Raw genomic sequence first — 21,004 nt, 5'->3', positions numbered from 1 at the left:
CAGGGATCACGGCGGCCGCTCATTTTTCGACAATAAATTTGGCTGTCATCTCATTGTGTCCCGGGCCGCACAAAATCGTGCATGACAAGTCGTATGTACCGGGTTGTTCCGGAGTTATGACTTGCTGGGGATGAGTTGGATCAAGGGACAAATGCAACTCCTTGATGGCAACCCCGTGATTGCCAACAGCATCTAATACGATACGGATTGGTTCACCTGACTTAACGCGATATTCAGACTTATCGAACTTGAAATTAGTTGCTTTAATCACGAGCTCTTTGTCTGTTTTTACGTTGTCTTCTTGAGCCTGATTGGATTGTCCGCCGCATCCAGAGACCATAAACGCTGTGAGCGATAGGCATGTGATGAGCGACCTTAGGCTGCTTCTTGCCAGCATTTGTATAATTCCTCCTCTCCTCGTCCATATAGTGTAACGGAAAGTATCAACTTTTTCCATTGCATGTATGGAGCGAAGAGAAGGGGGTTATACATGGACTCGCTCATTCAGAACGAAGGAAGCAGCCCTCGAGACATTAGGCCGTTATTTGGACTCGCGGCCAGCTTCGAATGGTGTCGCAACTGGAATGAACAGGTCGATCAATCCAATGACAAGCGCTGCAATAATAGCGCCAAGTACCGAGACGGATACACCGCCAACAAAGAATTGAGCGATGTAAATGACGACGGCGCTGGCGATGAAGCCAACGATCCCGCGTCCGAACGGCGTGACTCTTTTTCCAAAAATGCCTTCGACAATCCAGCCGAATAAGGCTATGACTAAGGCAAGGATTAAGGCACTCCAGAAACCGCCTACGGTAAACATCGGCACAATCCAGCCCGTAACCATCAATACGATGGCTGCCACAATGAATCGAACGACATGACCGAGAAAACTCATGGACTTTTCCTCCTTACTCGTTTGAAGGGTATAGGTTTGTGCAACAATTATTGTAACCTTATCCGCGATATTCATGAGTGGCATGTTCAGACATTGGATAGCCATTATTTCGGTATACCGCTATAATGAACAGCGAGAGGAGCCGTGACTTGTTTTGGACTCGAAAATTTTAAAAACAATGGATTACCATAAAATACTGCAATCGCTTGCCCGACATGCGGCTACCCCGTTAGGGGAACATGCTTCCTTGTCCCTGCTGCCGAGCACGGATTTGGAGGAAGTGAAGCGTCGCCTGCAGGCGACGGATGAGGCGATGACGATAGATCGGTTGAAGGGCGGAGCTCCCTTCTCTGGTGTTGCCGATATACGCCCTGCCGTAAAGCGCGCACGCATTAATGCAATGCTAAGCGCAAATGAATTGTGGGAGATTTCCGTGCTGATCTTCGCAGGTCGTCGCGTGAGACGCCATATTGAGAGTGTGCATGAGGACAACCCGGTGCCGCTGATGATGGAGCTGGCGGATTCTTTAAGCTGGCAAAAAGAATTGGAAGATGAGATTAGACGCTGTATCGACGAGCAGGGTGAAGTGCTGGATCAAGCCAGTTCGGAGCTGGCAGCTGCACGTCGCGAGCTGCGCATCGGAGAAGCCCGTATTCGGGAAAAACTGGAATCAATGATTCGATCATCCAATGCATCCAAGATGCTGCAGGAGCAACTCATCACTATCCGAAATGACCGGTATGTAATCCCGGTTAAGTCAGAATACCGCGGTCATTATGGCGGAATTGTACATGACCAATCAAGCTCTGGTGCTACGCTCTTCATCGAGCCAGAAGCGATTGTTACGCTGAATAACAAGCTGCGGGAAACGAAGCTCAAAGAAGAGCGTGAAATTGAACGGATTCTGTCTCAATTGACCGAACATGTAGGTTTGCAGGTGGATCTATTATTGAATGATACAGATATCATGGAGCAGTTGGATTTTATCTTTGCCAAGGCTCGCTTAGCGCATGAGATGAAAGCTACGCTGCCACGCATGAATGACCGCGGTTATATGAAGCTGATTAAAGGCCGCCACCCGCTTATCGATAGGGAAAAAGTTGTGCCAATTGACGTGGAGCTTGGCAATGACTATACCTCAATCATTGTTACTGGACCGAACACAGGTGGTAAGACAGTATCGTTGAAAACGATGGGGCTGCTGAGCCTTATGTCCATGTCTGGTTTATTTATACCGGCGCAGGACGGCAGCCAAATGTGTGTATTTGATGCCATTTACGCCGACATCGGTGATGAGCAAAGTATTGAGCAAAGCTTGAGTACGTTCTCCAGTCATTTGACGAACATTATTCGCATTTTAGGTGAAATGACACCGAAAAGTCTTGTGCTGCTAGACGAGCTTGGAGCGGGAACAGATCCTGCGGAAGGTTCTGCTTTGGCGATTGCGATTCTCGAACATATTCATCGCCTGGGCTGCAGAATCGTTGCAACCACTCACTATAGTGAGCTGAAGGCATATGCATATGAGCGCAAGGGCGTTATTAATGCCAGCATGGAATTTGATGTGCAAACACTGCGTCCAACGTATAGACTTCTTGTTGGTGTTCCAGGCCGAAGCAATGCATTTGCAATTGCAGAACGCCTTGGCCTGCCATCCTCCATTATTGAACATGCTCGTGGAGAAGTGACAGAAGAGGATATGCGTATCGAGACGATGATCGCTTCACTAGAGGAGAACCGTCTTCGTGCAGAAGCGGAACGCGAGGAAGCGGAGAGGATACGGAAGGAAACAGAGCATCTTCGAGCAGTGCTTGCCTCTGAGGAAGCGAAGCTTCACGCAGAGCGCGACAAGCGAATCGAGCGTGCTTCCGAGGAAGCGCGCGAAATCGTTCGTAAAGCGCGCCATGAAGCGGATGACATCATTACTGAACTGAAGCTGCTCGCTCAGGAAGGCGTAAATGTGAAGGAGCATCTGCTAACCGAGGCGCGCAAGCGGCTGGATGAAGCTGCTCCAGCAAGCAAGCTTGCCTCCAAGGCGAAGCCAGCGAAGAAGCAGGCTCGCAAGATTGAAGCTGGGGATGACGTTATGGTGTACAGCTTGAATCAGAAGGGCAGCGTAGTCGAACTGGCGGGCAACGAAGCAGTCGTGCAGCTTGGCATTATGAAAATGAAGGTTCCAATGGACGATCTGGAACTTGTCACTTCCTCGGCTTCGAAGCAGAGCAGCAAGTCTGTCAAAGCAGGCACAAATGTGAAGCGTACACGAGCAGATAATGTACGTTCTGAGCTTGACTTGCGTGGAGCCAACTTGGAAGAGGCCATCATTGAGGTGGATCGGTTCCTGGATGAGGCGCTGCTCGCTAATTTGGGACAAGTGTACATCATTCATGGCAAGGGGACGGGAATTCTGAGAACGGGAATCCAGGAGTTCCTGCGCAAGCATAAACATGTGAAGACGTTCCGTCTCGGCAACTATGGTGAGGGTGGTACAGGAATTACAGTTGCAGAACTGAAGTAACAGTGAACCGGGGAGGATGAATGTGGAACGATTTATTGAGCAATGGCTTAGTAACCCATACGTATCCATGTGTGCCTATTTTTCTGTAACCGTGCTGGCGCTTGTGTTGTTCTTGTCCATATTTGAATTAGTGACGCGATACAGATGCTGGGAAGAAATTCGCAAAGGAAATATTAGTGTTGCGATGGCCACATCCGGTAAAATCTTCGGGATTTGCAATATCTTTCGCTTCGGAATGGTAGCGCGGGATACACTGTATGCATCATTGACATGGGCGGCCCTTGGGTATGTACTGCTGTTATTGGCTTACTTTTTGTTTGGATTTTTGATGCCGTACTTCAAGTTGGACGATGAGATTCAAAAGGATAATCGTGCAGTAGGCTTATTGTCTATGGTGATCTCGGTATCCATGTCCTACATTATTGGAGCTAGCATTAAATAGATCAGTAGGTTTGAGGTTCGTTACTATCGCAGCGGAGGTCTTGCATGAAGTACTTATGGGGAACACTGTTTGCATTGGCAGCGATATTTATTATTATCGGAATCGTGTATTGGGTGAACCTGTAGAAGCTGTTATCAGTAGTTGCAGCCAGGCACGGACGAGTATAACGATATTGAGTGAAGACATCTAAGATAACTGAGGGATGTGCTCTGCAAGCAATTGAAGGAGCCTTCTCATTTACGAAAGGCAGGTTGATAGGACATGAGTCAAATTTGTCCTTGGTGTGATACGGAAATTGTGTGGGATGAGGTGCTTGGTCCTGAAGAGGAGTGCCCACATTGCCACAATGAACTGAATGCTTATCGAACATTGAATGTAGATATTGAGCATGACCCCGATAAGCAGCATGGCGATCATGATGAGCACGAGCATGATCAGGAAGAAGCAGAAGAAAAAGGCTGGTCCAACTTCGGATGGGCAGAGGATGCTGCCATGTTCGGCGATTCAGATTCCTTGCGCTATCAAGAGGGAGTGGACAAGGCACTGCATGGACAAGCTGAAGTACCAGAATGTCCACAATGCAGAGAATATATGTTGCTGGCCGGCACAGAAACCATTAGCTCCAATCATTTTGAGCCGAATGTATCAGAATCGTTGAAGGAGCCAATTGTAACGGCGCCTTTCCGAATGAATGTATATGTGTGCACATCATGCTTCCAAGTATCAAAAGTATTGGCCGAACCGCATCGTGAGCCGTTGATGGAAGTCGTTCGCCGCGCGCAGTCAGAATAAAATATCATAAGACGCCTGCTTTAGGGCAACTTAAAAGCTGTAACGAAGAGGGCTATATGCCCGATTAAGCAAGGGAGGGGTTCCCTTCGTGACAGCGCGTCTTGACGCTCAATCGCTTTTGCTGTTGATCGTTTTTGGCCTCTTTTCGTTGGCGAATGCTCTATCCGGGGCATTCGTCAATGTTTTTCTATGGAAGGCAGCCTCCGATTACAGCTTAATCGGCTGGTTTGCGTTCAGTCAGCAAATATCCAGTGGATTGGTCTTCTATTTTGCCGGCAAGTGGGTAAAGGAAGGCAACAAAATGAATTGCTTGCGGCTTGGAATCGGATTAGCGGGAGCCTTCTATGCAGCTGTACTTTGGCTCGGCAAAGGTGCTGTTGATTACATATGGCTGCTGGGATTCCTGCTAGGTGCAGCATTCGGGGCCTTTTGGCTTGCTTATAACGTGGTGTATTTTGAGGTAACAGACCCTGACAATCGTGACCTATATAATGGCTGGGCCGGCCTAATTGGATCATGCTGCGGTATGGCTGCACCGTGGGCTTCCGGTTATCTGATCTCCAAGCTTGGCGATGGGATAGGTTATCGCATTATCTTTACCGTTTCGTTCGGGGTGTTTATTGGGGCAATTATTTTCAGCTTTTGGCTGCGCAAGCGTCCTCCTGAGGGGCATTATAACTGGACGCTGCCCTTTACAGAGTGGAAATCCACCGATAGTCCTTGGAGGCTCGCGCTGCCGGCGCTGGCTGCACAAGGTGTCAGGGATGGTGTCTTCGCTTTCTTAATTGGACTGGTGGTGTATATTGCGACGACAAACGAAATGAAGCTGGGGAATTACACGCTAATTACTTCAGCTGCTGCATTAGGCAGCTTCTATGTAATCGGTAAGATTATGCGCCCAGCCTTCCGTGCACCGGGTTTGTTTCTCGGAACAATTGCTATGGCACTTGCGGTCATTCCACTGTTTTTCCATGTTGGATATGGAAGTCTGTTGCTATTCGGTGTCATTACTTCTTTGTTCTCACCATTATTCGTTATCCCAATGACGTCGGTTACTTTCGACATTATGGGAGTAAATGAGCAGTCCGCATCACAGCGCGTCGAACTGACGGTATTGCGTGAATTTGGCCTGCTGATTGGGCGAATGGTGGGAGTTGCAGCCTATTTAGTTGTTGTTCAATGGAAAACGACAGATGCGGTAGTCGTTGCTTTTTTGACTGTCATTGGAGCGTTTCCGATTATCAGTGCAATATGTGTCCGAACATTAGTGAAAAATCATCCTACGGGGAAATAAGTAAAAGCCCTGCATGCTTCATAGAAGCAGTGGGGCTTTCATGCATTACATTCTCAAATAAGGATATGACGTCAATCTCGATTCACAACTTATCTCCTCGAATACCGAAATAGTCCAGCGTCTGGATGGGAACCACATTCAATCGTAACACCCACCTGCAACAATTCGCTTATCAGTTGAGGTTCGCAAGTATAAAATGCCGCTTCGTTTCCCAAATCAAAAAAGCGTTCTTGCCGTATCTTATGCAGATCCCCAATGTGTGTTGTCAGGGGAGAATGTGCAATCCTTTTAGGCAATATAGGTTCCCAAGAACGCGATCCATATAGTAAATCCACGGGTTTTCCCCCTTATTCTGTATTTCCGGTTACATATTTCCCTGATATTGGGTTCATAATACATAGAGAACAACAACCTACAGACATGATGAAAGGAGTATGCTCAGATGCAATATGCTCAGCATAACCAACAGTCACATCAAGGCTCTATGAAGCCATTATCAGCGAAAGAATTAGAGTATATCGTTGACTCCATTTCCAATGAAGATTTGCTTATCAAGCAATGTGCGGCAACCGCTTCGATAGCGACAACTCCCGGCGTTCAACAGGCGCTGACACAAATGATCAATGTTCATCAGCAGCACATGAATGCATTGCTGCATACTCTACAGCAGCACGCACATTTGGCGCCAACCAGCCCGCAGCAATCTCAATAATAGAAGGAATGAAGGAGGAGCCGCAGTATGAACGGAGCTCAAAATAATCAATTCATGCAAGAAAAGGACTTGCTGTCTTCGATCTTGGCAGATTTGAAGCGAACCTCTCGCGAATATACAACAGGTGTTACGGAGGCTGCCTGTCCGGTGGTACGGCAGATGTTCACTGAGTTAACGCATAGCACGTTAACGCTGCAAGGTCAGCTGTTCACGATTATGGAACAAAATAATATGTATTCCGTAGCGTCACCTGCTTTGCGTCAAGAGATAAACAAGCTATTGAATGACAATCAACAGCTGCAAATGAAGTGCAATCAGTTCGTACAACAGAAGCTTGGCCAAGCGGGAGCGGGATATGGTCACTATCAGCAGCATGCTTATCCTTCCCAAGAGCATCACCAAGGGAACAATAACAATTACATGTAAAAAGGATAGAGGGCTGCTGAGCACATCGGCAGCCTTTTCTCTTGCTGAGGCAAACAATGCAAAGACCAACCAGTACAGCCGCAATTTCGCGTGGCCGTGGACCTTCAATTCCATTACGGCAACAGGTATCATAGTTGTAGGAGATAAAGCGGATTTATTGCGAAGACCACTGATTATTGGCACGAGGCTGTGAAAAGGTGTATCATATGTAGCATATTTACACTAAAATCGGCTTGCCGCTGCAGGCCGAGGGAGGAACGAATATGAAGGAATTGAGCGATTTTAATATTAGCATACTGAAATTGTTAAAAGAGGACGCGCGTCGTTCCCCGGCGCTCATCGCTACGATGCTAGGCGTGGACGAAGAGAAGGTACGCACTGCGATTGCCGAGATGGAAGAGGAGCACGTCATTGTTAAATATGCAACAGTAGTGAATTGGAGCAAGGTTGACGACGAGACGGTTACGGCTCTCATTGAGGTTCAAATTACGCCTGAGCGCGGCCGCGGATTTGAGGGCATTGCTGAGCGGATTTATTTGTTCCCGCAAGTGAAATCCGTCTACTTAATGTCCGGTGCATATGATTTGCTTGTTGAGGTGGAAGGGAAGAACCTGCGTGAAGTGGCTTCCTTTGTATCCGACAAGCTGTCTCCGATTGAATCAGTTCTATCGACCAAAACTCACTTCATCCTGAAGAAGTATAAGCAGGATGGCATCATATATGAAGAGCGCGAGGATGATCATCGTCTCGTAATTACCCCGTGAAAGGTGATGTACCATGATTAAAGAAGAAGAGAAGCAAGCTGGCGTACGCTCTATGAGCGGCTACATTAATCCACTCGTGCGCGATATTGCCCCATCCGGTATTCGCAAGTTCTTCGATTTGGCTAATGCCAGCAAGGATATCATCACTTTAGGTGTTGGGGAACCGGATTTTTGCACGCCTTGGCATGTTCGTGAAGCTTGCGTATATTCATTGGAGCGCGGTCGTACGAAGTATACCTCTAATGCAGGGATGCTGGAGCTTCGCGAAGCGATCGCAGAATACTTAAACCATTCATTCCATGTGAAGTATGAACCGTCAGAGGAAGTGCTGGTAACGGTTGGCGGATCGGAGGCCATCGACTTGGCGCTGCGGACGTTGGTTGCGCCTGGCGACGAAATTTTAATACCAGAACCGTGCTATATCTCGTACTCACCAATCGTATCAATTGGCGGTGGTGTAGCGGTAGGAATTGAAACGCACGCTGAAAATCAATTCAAGCTGACAGCGGAGGCGTTAAAAGCCAAAATTACACCTAAGTCCAAGGTGCTGATTCTGTGCTATCCGAGCAATCCTACGGGCGGCATCATGACATATGAAGACTGGCTGCCAATAGCCAAGATTGTTGAAGAGCATGATCTGATCGTGATTTCAGATGAAATTTACGCGGAGTTAACGTATGATCAGAAGCATGTCAGCTTCGCTTCCATTCCGGGGATGAAGGACAGAACCGTGCTTGTCAGCGGCTTTTCCAAGGCATTTGCGATGACTGGCTGGCGTATGGGGTATGCATGCGGTCATCCGGAAATCATTGCTGCGATGATGAAAATTCATCAATATACCGTCATGTGTGCACCGATTATGGGACAAATTGCGGCACTTGAGGCACTGCGCAATGGTATGAGTGAGAAGGATCATATGATGGAGTCTTACAATCAGCGCAGACGTCTCGTTGTGAACGGCTTCCGCGAGATTGGGCTGGAATGCCATGAGCCGCAAGGGGCTTTCTATGCATTCCCATCCATTAAGTCTACAGGTCTTACTTCGGAACAATTTGCACATCGGCTGCTGTTCGAAGCTAAGGTTGCAGCCGTTCCCGGCGATGTATTCGGTCTGGGAGGTGAGGGCCATATTCGCTGCTCTTATGCGACATCTGTTACGCAGTTGAATGAAGCTCTCGACCGTATGGGGCGTTTTCTCGACAAGATGAAGCAGGAAATGTGATTTTTATTCATAATCAACGAAAATGAACTAGTTTTCTTTCTTTTCCTCTGGTATAATATAACATGTCTCGCTCAATTGTCCCATGTTATGGAACAGTTGGAGATATCTAGGATACTCTAGTCAAGCCATGAAGGGAGGAAAGGTCGATTGTTTTGTTCGAACTATACATTGACGTCGTATCCGCATAGTTCAGTGAGAGAAGAAAGATCTCATTTGAGATGGTCGGGCAGAACAAGAAACGTTTCGTCCAAGCTTCTGGCGCTTGAGTATGAAATCCTTGTCCTTCGCAAGCAGATGGAGCAAATGTTTCAAGAGGAGCAATCCTTTACTGCGGAGACAGTGATTGAGATTAGCAGCATGTTGGATCTGAAAATTAATGAATACATGAAATCACAATTGATGAAATAGATGAAGCAAGTAGAAGGCTCCTATGTGGAGTCTTCTTTTTTTGCCTATGTTGTTTATGATATAGTGAAGGTTGGGATTAACTTAATAGATATCAGTGATGTGGGCTGCGTAGAGAGGGGACAGGCTATTATGCGTAATTGGGGATGGTTCGGTGTTCTAGCGGTAATGCTTGTGCTTGTGAGTGGTTGTGGGGGGCCTAAGGCGGATGCAACGATTTTCATTATGACATCCTCGTCAGTACCTCCTGAAATGACCCAAGCGTTGCAGGATGATCTCAATAAGACGTTTGAAAATAAATTTACAGTCCAAGTGGTAGCTTCGCCGCTGTATAGCATTGAGAAGCTGTTCGTGGAATATGCGGCAGGGGAAAATAGTGTCATGATCATTCCGGAAGAGGATGCGAAGAGAATGGCTCCTCAGGGAGGACATGTGCCGATGGATAAATATTTCGATGCCAAAACATATCGCGAAGGCGTGTATGAAGGTTCCGTATATGAAGGGAAGAATGAACGTAAGGGAACTTTCTTATTCTCGCTGCCGGCTGAGCAGCTGCCAGGTCTGAACAAGCACGGCATTAAGGAGAAGGGGTTGTCTGTTACGATCCCTTCACGGACTCCAGATGAAGCCAGATCCGTAGAGATTATTAAGGCACTTGCCGCAAAGAAGTAAGTTAGAAAGCGGTGAATGGAAGAACATTGCGGATAGCGAAATCCAAGCAATCGTAGAGCATCAAGTTAAGACAGAATAGGTGAAAGGGGGGAGCGCTCGTGATCATTGGTGTAACAGGAAGCACCGGGAGCGGAAAAACATCATTTGCACTGCACTATGCAGCAACTTTCGGGCATGAAGGATTTTATATGAAAACCCAACATACACCGCCTCCGGATGAATTGCCTGCGCCACCCCATTTCACATGGCAGACCATAGATACGGAATATGCATTGCCAGAGGTTCTTCATCGGATTAATGAGCAATCGAATATGTTTCGAGCAGATCGGCGCGTGCTGGTTATTGACAGCGTTACTGCTTATTTATACGGTGCGCATAAGAAAATTATGGATGAACTGGGCAATAAACAGGATCATGCAGCATATACTGCACGGCTGACAGCTGCGCGAATGGAGCTGCAAGAGGCGTTGTTCATATTTCAAGGTAAGCTGTTCATTATTACGAATGAGCCGCCGGGATATACACCGTTTACCAATCAATTGGAAGTGGAATACATTGTGCAGCACGCTGCATTGAATCGTGAGCTGGTGAAGCGAAGCTCGCAATGGTTCCGCATGACATCAGGCATACCAGAGGACATTAGCGCAAAACGGAAGCGAAAGTAAACCTTGTGACGCGTGCAGGAGACTTGAAGCCCAAGATAGATCGGTAGTGAGGGGGGCATTTGCAAATGAAATTATATACGCGGACGGGAGATGAAGGAACGACCTCATTGATTGGAGGACGTGTACCGAAGGATCATCTGCGGGTAACGGCATATGGTGAACTCGATGAGTTGAATTCCTTCGTTGGATGGGCGATCACATGCTGTCGGAGAAGTGAGATGGAGATGTTGCGCGAGCAATTGTCCACGATCCAGCATGAGCTATTTGATTGTGGTGCAGATATTGCTTATGCAGAGAAGAAGCAAGGCAAGTTTATCTATAAAATACGATCCGAACAAGTGGAGCAACTGGAAAAATGGGTGGATGAGCACGAGGCTGCGAATGCGCCGATAACGAAGTTTATTTTGCCAGGGGGATCGGAAACGGCGGCGGCCCTGCATGTTTGTCGAACGGTATGCCGCCGAGCTGAACGGCAGCTTGTTACACTCTCACATCAAGAGACAGTTCACGTGGACGTGATGAAGTATGTGAATCGATTGTCAGATTATTTCTTCGCAGCAGCACGCCGTGCCAATATGCTTATTGGTGTTCAGGATCAGGAATATGTGCGAAGTGCTGACGTGTTCGGGAAGAAGGAACAGCATGATTGAAGAACGAGAGCAGCAATCGGACACCTTGGCAGGGGAAGTAGCAGCTGAGCTGTCGTATGTAGTTCCTGAAGGGGAGGAAGGGATTCAGCTCCGCACTGTTCTTCGCTCAAGGATGAACTTATCCAGACGCTTGTTAAAGCGGCTTAAGACATTAGAGCAAGCGATAACGGTAAATGGCGGTACCGAATATAATGGCAGAGTGCTAACTGTGCGCGATAAGCTCCGTGCAGGTGATGTGATTCGTGTGGAGATTGCAGAAGACTATGTCGAGACGATAGAACCCGAACCGATCCCGATTCACATTGTGTATGAGGACGAGGATATTCTCGTGCTCAATAAGCAGGCAGGATTGGTTGTACATCCGACTAAGGGATATCCAAATGGAACACTGGCGAATGGGGTCGTTCATCATTGGCGCATGCGGGGGGAGCGTACCCGGTTTCGTCCGGCGAATCGGCTCGATCAAGATACCTCTGGTCTGCTTATTGTTGCCAAGCATGGACATGCGCATCATCAGCTAGCAGATCAGATGCAGAATAATGAGGTATGGAAGCAGTATGAAGCATTTGTGTTTGGCGTGCCTAAGGAGAAAGAAGGAACCGTGCGCGCGCCAATCGATCGAGATAAGGAGCAGCCGCACCTTCGTGTCGTAACGCCAGACGGTTACGACTCCATTACACATTACCATGTGCTGGAAACCTATCAAGGGCAAGCTTCACGTGTAAGCTGCCGTCTGGAAACGGGACGCACACATCAGATCCGGGTACATATGAAGCATATCGGATGTCCACTGCTCGGCGATAAGTTCTACGCGGATCCGAGCTTGGTAAATACTCCCCTGCTTCATGCGGTAGTCGAGCCATTAACACGGCATGCGCTGCATGCCTCTGAGCTGCGATTCAAGCACCCGATGAATGGGTCGGAGCTTCATTTCACGGCTGAGCTTCCTCCAGAATTAGTGGAGCTGCATGAACGGCTTCTAGGATAGGACGGTCATTCACAATTGAGGATAAGAAAGGAGAAAATGAATGATGAACGTTACGGTGTATCAATATGCAAAGTGCAGCACTTGCCGAAAAGCAGTGCAGTGGCTGAAGGGAAAGGGCTATGAGGTTACATTGATCCCAATCGTTGAGGAGCCGCCTAGCAGTGAGGAATTACGCAAGCTTGTAGCTAAAAGCGGCTTGGACTTGAAGAAGTTCTTTAATACGTCTGGCGAGGTATACAAGGAGATGCAGCTTAAAGACAAGCTCCCTGCGATGAGTGAGCAGGAGCAGTTGGATCTGCTGGCTTCGAATGGCAAGCTGATCAAGCGTCCGATTGTCACAGATGGGAAGCGGGCTACGGTTGGCTTCAAGGAGGACATGTTTGCAGAAGCGTGGGGAACAGCTTCCATGCATTAAGTGAAATGCTTCGGTCATGTTAAGCCTCATGAACAAGTAAGATTCCACATGGAGCATTTAACTTGCAAAGAAAGGGGAGGGGAATTGTTGGAAGGAAGTCCGAGCTATTCTAAACAATGGTTATGGAATCGTAAAGAGGACCCGTCCAACACTAACGGCCCTCCCATGTTTTGTTATGCCTTGATTCATCTTGCTTGGTATTAGCGTGAGGATACAGTAGGCTTATTTTGACATGCGAGTAATGTAGGTGTTGGATGCGGTAAGCTCCCTTTTTGCGAGGGGGCTTTTTTGCGTGCATTTTTCTACGGCAGTAGATGTGAATTTGAGGAAGAGGGTGAACGGGCATGATATTTTTGACTTTGGAAATGTTGATGAAGCTGTGCTTGGCACTATTATTTGGCTTGTTAATTGGACTCGACAGACAAATAAAGCAAAAACAGCTTGGCCTAAGACCAAGTATGGTTATATGCATAGCCAGCTGCTTGGTTACGATTGTTTCTATTGAGGCATTCGGGAAATTTGGCGGAACCAATCATCCGAATATGGATCCGATGCGCTTGGCTGCACAAATTATTAGCGGGGTTGGTTTTATTGGGGCGGGCGTTATTTTGCGCAGAAGCAATGAGGTAATATCTGGACTTACCTCTGCAGCGCTCATCTGGTCTGCATCGGCACTCGGTGTGGCGATTGGGGCCGGTTTCTATTTGGAGGCAACCTGTGGGGCAGCACTGTTGATTGCAGCTGTCAATCTTATTCCGAATGCAATTAAGATGATTGGGCCTGCAAGACTGAATCGGCATGATGTGTCGTTGAAGATCGTCGTAGAGTCCAACCACCAAATGACCGATCTAATTAAGAAAATTCAGCGCAAGGATCGGCCAGCTGCCGAAGAGTTTCATATCCGCCACTTTAAGCTGAAGGATTTGGATTCGGATCGTCAGCGAATCGACCTGGTTCTTTCTGTGCCGAGTCAGCAGTATCTGACGGAAATTTATTATTACATTAAGAACATCGAGCACGTAATCAGTGTGGAGATTGAGCAGCTTTAGCTCTAAGGATAGCTAACGGCTGTATGAAAGGAGAGGAAGACCGTGATTAAATTAAAAACTATCAATTTAGATGGGCAATCAAATGGTATGGATTCCGGGCTTGGCAGAAACCGTTATCTAGGTCATGGAGGAATTATGATATACTTGTCTTTAGGCATTGAAGCGAAAGGGGTTATCCATACCAATGGAAGTACAATTGAATGGGAATAAAGAGCAGCGCTTACTGCTCGTTGATGGAATGGCGCTCTTATTTCGCGCCTATTTCGCTACAGCATACGGCGGTTCGATTCGCCGAATGAAGGATGGAACACCAACAAATGCGGTGTATGGTTTCATGAGATATTTTTGGGATGCAGTTGAGCGGTTCGAGCCGACGCATATTGCTTGCTGCTGGGATCTCGGAAGTAAAACATTTCGTTCAGAGCAATTCACAGACTATAAAGCAAATCGTCCCGATTGTCCAGAAGATTTAGTGCCTCAATTTCAACTGATTCGGGATGTGATGGATGGATTCGGCATTCCTAATATATCGGCTGAAGGCTATGAGGCAGACGATTGTATCGGAACCTTGGCGCGCCTATTCCGTGAAGATATGCATGTGTATGTATTGACAGGCGATCATGATATGCTGCAACTGGTACATGACAAGACTACGGTTGTCATCATGAAGAAAGGGCACGGTAATTACGCAGTATACTCCCCGTTGTCACTGCTGGAAGAGAGACAGTTGACTCCAGAACAGGTTATTGATGTGAAGGGGCTTATGGGGGATACAGCGGATAATTATCCTGGCGTTCGAGGTATCGGTGAAAAAACTGCACATAAGCTGATTCAACAGTACAGCAGCATTGAAGGGATCTTGGAAAATTTATCGGAGCTGGCGAAGGGTGTGCGAACGAAGATTGAAGCAGACCTTGATATGCTTCACTTGTCGCGTCAGCTTGCACGCATTCAATGCGATGTGCCGGTGGAATGCAAGGTAGATGTATGTGTATTTGCACCAGAACGCGAATCTGTCAGCGAAATATTTGAACGGCTTGAAATGAAGAGTATGATTTCGTATGTTGGCTTGTAGTCAATGGTGTGCAGCGACTAAATGAAAGGGAGGGGCAACTGCTCCTCCCTTTTGGCATATTTGATCCGTATAAAGTGCAAGATACCGAAAATAATTGCGCAAGTCTTAATCTGTAAATTGTGCCTCGCCAATCACCATGTACAGGAAGCCGCGCAGCTCTTCTCCCTCTTCCTCAGACAAACGATAAAAAGATTCCAAGTATCCTTCTTCCTTGAGATCGTCCTGACCAAGTATTGCGGTTAGCCCGCTTTGTAAATCGGTAACGAGCTTCTTGCCGTAAAAACGGCCTGTTGATGTAATCGCGAGGTCAAAGCGGCGATAGCTGTGCCCAACGAAGGTGACGAAGCGAGTCGTTGTCGTCTCTGTGGTGTCTGACAAAAAATCAAGATCGTGCTTGCTCATTTGTTAGCCTCCCTTAACTGCTGTTCCAATAAGAATGACTTTATTATATAGTAGCGTCCAACATTTAGAAATAGAAATACAGGAATTGACACTTGTGAGAAGCATGCTATAATGGTAATAAATTCATAACTAGGACGAGGAAGCACCTCATTGCGATACGTATGTACGTATTGTGATGGGGTGCTTTCTTTTTTTGTCCGAGAAATGAATAGAAGAACACAGCAGTAGAGGATGTTAACTCATTATCGATCCTATTGACTAAGGAGGCGTAGTTAATGCAGATTGTATGGATGGCTAGGCTGGAGCGAATGAAGCTGGAAGGAGTTGATAAGGTTCTGGATAAGAGAGATTCGGGAGATGAGTCTCGTCAGTATAGTACATATGGATTAGTGACTGCAGGAGAGGATGAAGGGAAATGGATTGTCCTCTGGGAACCGGATGGGCAGCCGTCTGAAGTATGGTTTGAGGGAACAGTATGGGCGGAAATGCGTGCGGCGATGCGATGCGGATTGGCGCGTCTGCTCCATTCCGGGTATCGACTGTCGATAGGATTTGTACCGGAAGCTGATATACATGAGCGAAGAATGAAGGAGCGCAATGAGTGGATCGCTTGTTACGCGGATTTGTATGCTCGTTCCGAGGTGTATGAACAGCTTGCGAAATGGCGCAGGGATGTTGCGAGCAAGCTGCGGCGAGCTCCATACTGGATTGCGACTAATCGCATGCTCCGTATGGTTAGCGCTCTGCTACCGCAGACCTTAGAAGAACTGAAACAGCTCCCTGGATTTGGTGAGGCGAAGCTGAACGCCTATGGTGAAGATATTATTGCGATTGCCAAGCAATTCGAACGGACGACGACCTTTCCGCCGGATTGGATATCCACAGTTGTGTCACAAGAGGAGTTCGCGAAGTGGGTATATTCGGAATGGGAGTCGAAGCAGAACCAAGAGCTTTCCAAGCTTACAGATCGGCGCGTATTGCTAGAAGGACTGCAGCAGCAGCTTTCTATTGAGCAATTAATGGAGCGTCTACAGGTGGATCGGCGTGAATTGATCATGCGCATTGAGACGGTAGAGCGTGATGGCTACAATGTGAACAATCTGGCTGAATCAGAGCTCTGTTCGATGCCGGAAGAACAGAGAGCAGTCATTGAGCAGGCTTTTGCTGAACTGGGTGAAGAGTACTTGAAGCCAATTTATGTGCGGGCATTTGGCGAGGAAGCGCTGGATGGTTCCTATACTGAGGTGCAGGCGAACTATGAGCGTATTCGCCTCCTTCGGCTTCTCTATCGCAGTAGAGTGAGGAACAGTACCACGCAGGCAGCGAGCTGAGAGAGCGAATATCGCGTGTTTCAGGCGGCAATCGTTTGATGCTGGATATGTGTTGAATGGAATTACCGTTATGACTTGCAACACCCCGTTCCACAATTTAACATGGAACGGGGTGGATGTATTTTATATAGTTCCGATTCATTGGTGGATATGCGTGGTTGCTCGGCGAATGGCGGGTGCCACCTCAGCGGCCAACAGTTCGATGGCTGCAGCGACTTGTGAGAAAGGGAGGCCGCCGATATCTATCTGGGCAATAAAACGGTTATGGCCGAACAATTCATGCTGATGGAGTATCTTCTCGGTGATTTCTTGTGGGCTTCCTACAAAGAGGCCATGATTTGGAGCGGCAAGTTGCTCGAAGTCGCCAAGGGTTATGATGGACTCGCGGCCGCTGCGTCGCATGAAGTGCTTGCAGTAATTCGCGAAATAAGGATAGAATTCATCTCTTGCCTGCTGTGAGGTCTTGGCGACGTAACTGTGATCTGTTACGGCGATTTGGAGAGTTTGCGGGTTGTGGCCAGCCTTTACCCCTGCTTCTCGATATATTTCCACCAGCGGCTTGAATTTGGCGTATTCGCCCCCTAATATCGCAAGTGCCATATTCGCTCCCAATGTTCCGGCACGTTCGGCACTTTCTGGCGAACCGCCAACGCCGACCCAAATGGGCAGTGCCTGCTGCACTGGACGCGGTGCTATTTCGGCATCGTTAAGAGGCTTGTGAAGTCTGCCGTTCCAAGTAATGCGTTCTTTGTCGTTAAGTTGAAGCAGCAGTTCAATTTTCTCTGCGAACAATTTTTCGTAGTCTGCCTGATCGTAGCCGAACAAAGGAAACGATTCGACGAGCGCTCCTCAACCGGCGATAATTTCGGCCCGTCCGTTCGAAAGTAAATCAAGCGTGGCGTTATCTTCGAACACGAGCACAGGATCTGAACTGCCGAGCACCATGGTTGCGCTCGTCAACCGAATTTGCTCGGTGACGGAGGCAATTGCCCCCAAGACCACCGGTGTAGCGGATACAGCAAAATCCAGCCTATGGTGTTCGCCGACGCCGAACACATCGAGGCCCACCTCGTCAGCTAACTTGGCCGCGGCTACAATCTCCTCAAGACGTTGTCGCGGGCTGATGACTCGTCCGGTCAGCGGATCTTGAATGACGTCCCCAAATGTATACACCCCGATCTCGATACCGGAATGGCTCTTGCTATTTCGCGAGATGTTCTTCTTCAATCCCATTTCACCTCATATGATTTAGTTGAAACTATGCACTGGATTCTGTTCGTTGCAATTCGAATTATGATGTCTCTTGAGGAAATTGAAAAGTAGGCACTATAAAGTGGTATAGTATTGTTGAGGATACCATTGATGGGAAGGAATTGTGATTTTGGAAACAAAAGGGGAGTGTCCCGGAGCCAATTCCGCTATAGATGTTATTACGGGGAAATGGAAACCGAGAATCTTATATCGATTGTCGCAGTCTGATTCCGTGCGCTTTAATGAACTACGACGATTCATACCGGAAATAACTCAGAAAATGTTGACAGCTCACTTGCGAGAGCTTGAAGAGGATGGGGTTGTTAGTCGGGAAATATACCCTGAAGTACCGCCGCGAGTAGAATACTCGCTTACGGAATATGGACAAAGTATTATTCCGATCCTGCAATCGCTCCAGGATTGGGGAATGAATCACTTGTCTCGCTTGCAACAGAACCATGATGGATCGACTGGTACACGTACTCAAATGTAGTGATATGCTTTTTTTATAACAACTGGAACATAGATCGATTGTGATAGGAAACATGAGAGGGAGGGTGAATGCATGCGGATTGCGGAAATCACATTGCAGACGGATCGTCTCCATGAAATGAAGCAGTTTTATAGTGTGGTGTTGGAATTCCCGATTGAGGAAGAAACAACAGAGTCGTTCACTGTGCAAGCTGGACAATCGCGGCTAATCTTTCAGCAATCCTTTTCCAGTAAGGGATTTTATCATTTTGCATTTACGATTCCAGCGAACCAACTCGAAGAGGCAGGACAATGGGTTCAGCGTAAAGGTATTTCCTTGTACACGAAAGATAATAAAAACCAGTATTTTTTTGAAGATTGGAACGCAACGGCCTCTTACTTTTATGATCCTCAAGGCAACTTAGTTGAATTTATAGCGCATCACGCACTGCAAAATGCGGCACAGTCTCCTTTTGGAGCGCACAGCATGATTAGAATTAGCGAAATAGGTCTACCACTCTACCAATTTGAGAAAGGACTTGCGCGCATTTGTGAAGATTTTTCCTTACAGGTATGGCGAGGTGATGGCAAGCAATTTGCTGGAGTGGGTGACGAAGAAGGATTGTTCATCCTGATTGATATGACTCGTCCTTGGTTTCCTGACGGCAGAATGCCTGTTGTGGCTCCTGTAAAAGTCGTTATCGAAGGGAAAGCAAATCATTTCGTAGAGCTTTCCGGTTTGCCTTACCATCTTGGCAGCGCAACAGTCCATTGATAATGAGATAGGCTGCATGAACACTAAGTATAGTTAACTGCTTTGCTAGGAAAATGAGAATATCGATGCATAGAACAAATAAGGGGTGATTCCAAAGCCATCGTTCATGACTTTGGAATCACCCTCGCCAGTTGTTAGATCCAATCTTTTTTGCGGAATAAGTAGAACATAAAAATACCTAATGCAAGCATGAATCCGATCATATACAGGGAGCCATACTCCCAGTCCATAATCGGAATATATCCGAAGTTCATGCCGTAAATACCTGTAATGAGTGTTAGCGGCATGAATATGGTTGTAATGGCTGTGAAGACTCTCATAATATCGTTCGCGCGATTGGCTATGCTAAGCTGATACGATTCCCGCAAGTTTCCCATAAGGTCGCGGAATGTTTCGAATGTCTCTGATACCTTGACGGCATTTTCATAAATATCCTGGAAGTACTTCTGCAGGTCGTCGCCGATCAAGCGCAATTCCTTGCGGTACAGGACAAGAAGTACCTCTTTTTGAGGGCCAAGCCCCTTCTTCAGCCATAGAATTTCACTGCGCAAACTTATGATTTCATTCAGATGTTCTTTCTTTGTGCTCATAATGAGCTCTTCCTCAAGCTTGTCGATCTTCGCTTCAATACGATCCGCTACCGTGAAGTAGTTGTCTACGACCAAGTCAATGAGCAGGTAAAGCATAAGGTCTGGTGTGCTTGCTTGCTGTTCCCACAATACGGGCTTCACCATGCGGAGCTCATTAATCTTCTGCTTCGTTACAGTAATAATGAAATGCTTGCCGAGGAAAATGTTCAATGAGCGTAAAAAGATCTCTTCATCGTCAAAACGGATGCTGTTGAACACGATGAAGTAGTGACCTTCATAAATCTCAATTTTGGGGCGCTGTTCTTCTTCACTCATACAGTCCTCTACAGCCAAATCATGCATGTGGAACAACGGTTGTAGAATAGCTAGATCCTCAACGTCAGCATCGATCCAGTAGAAGCCGTTCTCTGGCGGTGTTAAGGTGACATTGATATCTTCCTCAGTCGTGAAGACGCCCTCATTGACCAGACGGATTTTCATTGCACTCACTCCTTGGCGCTGTCGCCATTGCGACATGCGCATCGTCTAATGTTAGCAGACGATTCGAACAAGGCTGGTGCAGCATGCGCAGTCCGTCGTTCGCGCACGTGATATAAGCCTAGGCACAATGCTGAGCTAGGTTCTCTTCGGAGGCACGAGTCCCGACAGAGGACTGCGAACTTGCCGCTGCCTGTCGAATCGTTATATTCGGTTGTACGTACGTACTACGGAACGACCTCGGGTCGCCATCCATCCGAACTCACCTCAACTTGAATAATTGTACGTGGCATTATGCACCATGCGTCTCGTTAGGGAACCATGAGCTCCCAGCTAATCATAGATGGTTAAGGCTTTGACGCACCTTGTTAAGTATAACGCTCGTACTTGATCCTTTCAAGACTAAATCCATTGGCGGAATTCGTCAGTAATTAGCCTATGCGATGGTGTTTGAATGGTGATTTTTTTTGTTGTGTTCACCCTCTTGACGAACAGCTTCTCTTTGCCGTACATTATTACCAAGGCCAAATCAAATGAATATTCATATAAGCAATCTTATCAAGAGTAGGTGGAGGGACAAGCCCGATGAAGCCCGGCAACCGGCAATGCACACGTATATTACGTGTGACGCACGGTGCTAATTCTTGCAGGACGATGGAAGTCGTTACTGACAGATGAGAGAGGCTCATGGGAACGTACAGCATGACCTTTCTCAAGTCG

General features: G+C 47.3%; 24 protein-coding genes, 1 pseudogene and 1 riboswitch. Of the genes and pseudogenes, 20 read left to right on the top strand and 5 right to left on the bottom strand.

Annotation, left to right across the window (positions count from 1 at the left end; translation table 11 throughout):
* Positions 1-19: 19 nt before the first annotated feature.
* Together NO352_RS16460 and NO352_RS16455 are read right to left on the bottom strand one after the other, a co-directional pair.
* Positions 20-397: a cupredoxin domain-containing protein gene (locus NO352_RS16460; RefSeq protein ID WP_005548524.1), complete on the bottom strand. Its 378-nt coding sequence runs from the start codon at positions 395-397 to the stop codon at positions 20-22.
* A 144-nt stretch (positions 398-541) separates the two neighbouring features.
* Positions 542-898, bottom strand: a complete 357-nt coding sequence (locus NO352_RS16455) for a phage holin family protein (protein ID WP_005548522.1) — start codon at positions 896-898, stop codon at positions 542-544.
* A 154-nt stretch (positions 899-1,052) separates the two neighbouring features.
* Here NO352_RS16455 and NO352_RS16450 point away from each other — a divergent pair, with 154 nt between their 5' ends.
* From NO352_RS16450 to NO352_RS16370, 17 genes are all read left to right on the top strand, one after another.
* Complete coding sequence (locus NO352_RS16450) at positions 1,053-3,416, top strand: endonuclease MutS2 (RefSeq protein WP_289356160.1); 2,364 nt, start codon at positions 1,053-1,055, stop codon at positions 3,414-3,416.
* Between the two features lie 22 nt (positions 3,417-3,438).
* A complete protein-coding gene (locus tag NO352_RS16445) occupies positions 3,439-3,858 on the top strand; it encodes a DUF350 domain-containing protein (protein WP_005548517.1) in 420 nt (139 codons plus the stop codon).
* A 261-nt stretch (positions 3,859-4,119) separates the two neighbouring features.
* Complete coding sequence (locus NO352_RS16440) at positions 4,120-4,650, top strand: hypothetical protein (protein ID WP_005548516.1); 531 nt, start codon at positions 4,120-4,122, stop codon at positions 4,648-4,650.
* A gap of 88 nt (positions 4,651-4,738) precedes the next feature.
* The gene (locus tag NO352_RS16435; RefSeq protein WP_268620728.1) at positions 4,739-5,944 is read left to right on the top strand and encodes an MFS transporter; all 1,206 of its coding nucleotides are present in this window, start codon (positions 4,739-4,741) and stop codon (positions 5,942-5,944) included.
* 442 nt (positions 5,945-6,386) lie between these two features.
* Positions 6,387-6,656: a hypothetical protein gene (locus tag NO352_RS16430; RefSeq protein ID WP_005548511.1), complete on the top strand. Its 270-nt coding sequence runs from the start codon at positions 6,387-6,389 to the stop codon at positions 6,654-6,656.
* 27 nt (positions 6,657-6,683) lie between these two features.
* Positions 6,684-7,082, top strand: a complete 399-nt coding sequence (locus tag NO352_RS16425; RefSeq protein WP_289356159.1) for a spore coat protein — start codon at positions 6,684-6,686, stop codon at positions 7,080-7,082.
* Positions 7,083-7,345: 263 nt separating this feature from the next.
* Positions 7,346-7,846: an Lrp/AsnC family transcriptional regulator gene (locus tag NO352_RS16420; protein ID WP_005548508.1), complete on the top strand. Its 501-nt coding sequence runs from the start codon at positions 7,346-7,348 to the stop codon at positions 7,844-7,846.
* A gap of 13 nt (positions 7,847-7,859) precedes the next feature.
* Entirely contained in the window at positions 7,860-9,068 is a 1,209-nt protein-coding gene (locus tag NO352_RS16415; protein ID WP_005548505.1) for an aminotransferase class I/II-fold pyridoxal phosphate-dependent enzyme, read from the top strand.
* Between the two features lie 213 nt (positions 9,069-9,281).
* The gene (locus NO352_RS16410) at positions 9,282-9,476 is read left to right on the top strand and encodes an aspartyl-phosphate phosphatase Spo0E family protein (protein ID WP_306416469.1); all 195 of its coding nucleotides are present in this window, start codon (positions 9,282-9,284) and stop codon (positions 9,474-9,476) included.
* Complete coding sequence (locus tag NO352_RS16405; protein ID WP_289356158.1) at positions 9,477-10,145, top strand: hypothetical protein; 669 nt, start codon at positions 9,477-9,479, stop codon at positions 10,143-10,145.
* A 98-nt stretch (positions 10,146-10,243) separates the two neighbouring features.
* A complete protein-coding gene (locus NO352_RS16400) occupies positions 10,244-10,810 on the top strand; it encodes a bifunctional adenosylcobinamide kinase/adenosylcobinamide-phosphate guanylyltransferase (protein ID WP_005548500.1) in 567 nt (188 codons plus the stop codon).
* A gap of 65 nt (positions 10,811-10,875) precedes the next feature.
* A complete protein-coding gene (locus NO352_RS16395) occupies positions 10,876-11,460 on the top strand; it encodes a cob(I)yrinic acid a,c-diamide adenosyltransferase (RefSeq protein WP_005548499.1) in 585 nt (194 codons plus the stop codon).
* On the top strand, positions 11,453-12,448 hold the full coding sequence (locus NO352_RS16390) for an RluA family pseudouridine synthase (protein ID WP_005548498.1): 996 nt from the start codon (positions 11,453-11,455) through the stop codon (positions 12,446-12,448). The genes NO352_RS16395 and NO352_RS16390 overlap by 8 nt, the downstream gene beginning before the upstream one ends.
* Positions 12,449-12,488: 40 nt before the next feature.
* Positions 12,489-12,863, top strand: coding sequence for an arsenate reductase family protein (locus NO352_RS16385; protein WP_289356157.1), 375 nt, complete (start codon positions 12,489-12,491; stop codon positions 12,861-12,863).
* A gap of 344 nt (positions 12,864-13,207) precedes the next feature.
* Positions 13,208-13,912 carry an MgtC/SapB family protein gene (locus tag NO352_RS16380; protein WP_005548495.1) on the top strand — a complete coding sequence of 235 codons (705 nt, stop codon included), beginning with the start codon at positions 13,208-13,210 and terminating at the stop codon, positions 13,910-13,912.
* Between the two features lie 42 nt (positions 13,913-13,954).
* A complete protein-coding gene (locus tag NO352_RS16375) occupies positions 13,955-14,122 on the top strand; it encodes a hypothetical protein (RefSeq protein ID WP_268599003.1) in 168 nt (55 codons plus the stop codon).
* Positions 14,097-14,987, top strand: a complete 891-nt coding sequence (locus NO352_RS16370; protein WP_289356156.1) for a 5'-3' exonuclease — start codon at positions 14,097-14,099, stop codon at positions 14,985-14,987. The genes NO352_RS16375 and NO352_RS16370 overlap by 26 nt, the downstream gene beginning before the upstream one ends.
* A 105-nt stretch (positions 14,988-15,092) precedes the next feature.
* Here the strand turns inward: NO352_RS16370 and NO352_RS16365 are convergent, their stop codons facing one another.
* Positions 15,093-15,389 carry a DUF3055 domain-containing protein gene (locus NO352_RS16365; RefSeq protein WP_005548491.1) on the bottom strand — a complete coding sequence of 99 codons (297 nt, stop codon included), beginning with the start codon at positions 15,387-15,389 and terminating at the stop codon, positions 15,093-15,095.
* 275 nt (positions 15,390-15,664) lie between these two features.
* On the opposite strand from NO352_RS16365, the gene NO352_RS16360 reads away from it, so the two are divergent.
* On the top strand, positions 15,665-16,720 hold the full coding sequence (locus NO352_RS16360) for an HRDC domain-containing protein (protein ID WP_005548490.1): 1,056 nt from the start codon (positions 15,665-15,667) through the stop codon (positions 16,718-16,720).
* A gap of 138 nt (positions 16,721-16,858) precedes the next feature.
* Here NO352_RS16360 and NO352_RS16355 read toward each other — a convergent pair.
* Positions 16,859-17,953, bottom strand: a pseudogene (locus NO352_RS16355) (LLM class flavin-dependent oxidoreductase).
* A 142-nt stretch (positions 17,954-18,095) separates the two neighbouring features.
* On the opposite strand from NO352_RS16355, the gene NO352_RS16350 reads away from it, so the two are divergent.
* Both NO352_RS16350 and NO352_RS16345 read left to right on the top strand, forming a co-directional pair.
* Positions 18,096-18,464 carry a winged helix-turn-helix transcriptional regulator gene (locus NO352_RS16350; protein WP_268599002.1) on the top strand — a complete coding sequence of 123 codons (369 nt, stop codon included), beginning with the start codon at positions 18,096-18,098 and terminating at the stop codon, positions 18,462-18,464.
* A 72-nt stretch (positions 18,465-18,536) separates the two neighbouring features.
* The gene (locus tag NO352_RS16345; RefSeq protein ID WP_005548486.1) at positions 18,537-19,217 is read left to right on the top strand and encodes a VOC family protein; all 681 of its coding nucleotides are present in this window, start codon (positions 18,537-18,539) and stop codon (positions 19,215-19,217) included.
* A 134-nt stretch (positions 19,218-19,351) separates the two neighbouring features.
* Here the strand turns inward: NO352_RS16345 and corA are convergent, their stop codons facing one another.
* Positions 19,352-20,287, bottom strand: coding sequence for a magnesium/cobalt transporter CorA (corA, locus tag NO352_RS16340; RefSeq protein ID WP_005548485.1), 936 nt, complete (start codon positions 20,285-20,287; stop codon positions 19,352-19,354).
* Between the two features lie 549 nt (positions 20,288-20,836).
* A riboswitch (SAM riboswitch) is annotated at positions 20,837-20,965 on the top strand.
* Positions 20,966-21,004 lie beyond the last annotated feature (39 nt).

Origin of the sequence: Paenibacillus sp. S-12 (assembly GCF_030363895.1) — a bacterium.
Classification (GTDB): Bacteria; Bacillota; Bacilli; order Paenibacillales; family Paenibacillaceae; genus Paenibacillus_B; species Paenibacillus_B alvei.
The sequence above is the reverse complement of the archived record's forward strand: the minus strand, read 5'-3'. Positions and strand labels throughout refer to the sequence as shown.

What these genes read in the sequence shown, in the direction of transcription:
- NO352_RS16460 (WP_005548524.1), bottom strand. Translation starts at nt 397, where the DNA reads ATGCTGGCAAGAAGCAGCCTAAGGTCGCTCATCACATGCCTATCGCTC.
- NO352_RS16455 (WP_005548522.1), bottom strand. Translation starts at nt 898, where the DNA reads ATGAGTTTTCTCGGTCATGTCGTTCGATTCATTGTGGCAGCCATCGTA.
- NO352_RS16440 (WP_005548516.1), top strand. Translation starts at nt 4,120, where the DNA reads ATGAGTCAAATTTGTCCTTGGTGTGATACGGAAATTGTGTGGGATGAG.
- NO352_RS16430 (WP_005548511.1), top strand. Translation starts at nt 6,387, where the DNA reads ATGCAATATGCTCAGCATAACCAACAGTCACATCAAGGCTCTATGAAG.
- NO352_RS16425 (WP_289356159.1), top strand. Translation starts at nt 6,684, where the DNA reads ATGAACGGAGCTCAAAATAATCAATTCATGCAAGAAAAGGACTTGCTG.
- NO352_RS16420 (WP_005548508.1), top strand. Translation starts at nt 7,346, where the DNA reads ATGAAGGAATTGAGCGATTTTAATATTAGCATACTGAAATTGTTAAAA.
- NO352_RS16415 (WP_005548505.1), top strand. Translation starts at nt 7,860, where the DNA reads ATGATTAAAGAAGAAGAGAAGCAAGCTGGCGTACGCTCTATGAGCGGC.
- NO352_RS16405 (WP_289356158.1), top strand. Translation starts at nt 9,477, where the DNA reads ATGAAGCAAGTAGAAGGCTCCTATGTGGAGTCTTCTTTTTTTGCCTAT.
- NO352_RS16395 (WP_005548499.1), top strand. Translation starts at nt 10,876, where the DNA reads ATGAAATTATATACGCGGACGGGAGATGAAGGAACGACCTCATTGATT.
- NO352_RS16390 (WP_005548498.1), top strand. Translation starts at nt 11,453, where the DNA reads ATGATTGAAGAACGAGAGCAGCAATCGGACACCTTGGCAGGGGAAGTA.
- NO352_RS16385 (WP_289356157.1), top strand. Translation starts at nt 12,489, where the DNA reads ATGATGAACGTTACGGTGTATCAATATGCAAAGTGCAGCACTTGCCGA.
- NO352_RS16380 (WP_005548495.1), top strand. Translation starts at nt 13,208, where the DNA reads ATGATATTTTTGACTTTGGAAATGTTGATGAAGCTGTGCTTGGCACTA.
- NO352_RS16370 (WP_289356156.1), top strand. Translation starts at nt 14,097, where the DNA reads ATGGAAGTACAATTGAATGGGAATAAAGAGCAGCGCTTACTGCTCGTT.
- NO352_RS16365 (WP_005548491.1), bottom strand. Translation starts at nt 15,389, where the DNA reads ATGAGCAAGCACGATCTTGATTTTTTGTCAGACACCACAGAGACGACA.
- NO352_RS16360 (WP_005548490.1), top strand. Translation starts at nt 15,665, where the DNA reads ATGCAGATTGTATGGATGGCTAGGCTGGAGCGAATGAAGCTGGAAGGA.
- NO352_RS16345 (WP_005548486.1), top strand. Translation starts at nt 18,537, where the DNA reads ATGCGGATTGCGGAAATCACATTGCAGACGGATCGTCTCCATGAAATG.
- corA (WP_005548485.1), bottom strand. Translation starts at nt 20,287, where the DNA reads ATGAAAATCCGTCTGGTCAATGAGGGCGTCTTCACGACTGAGGAAGAT.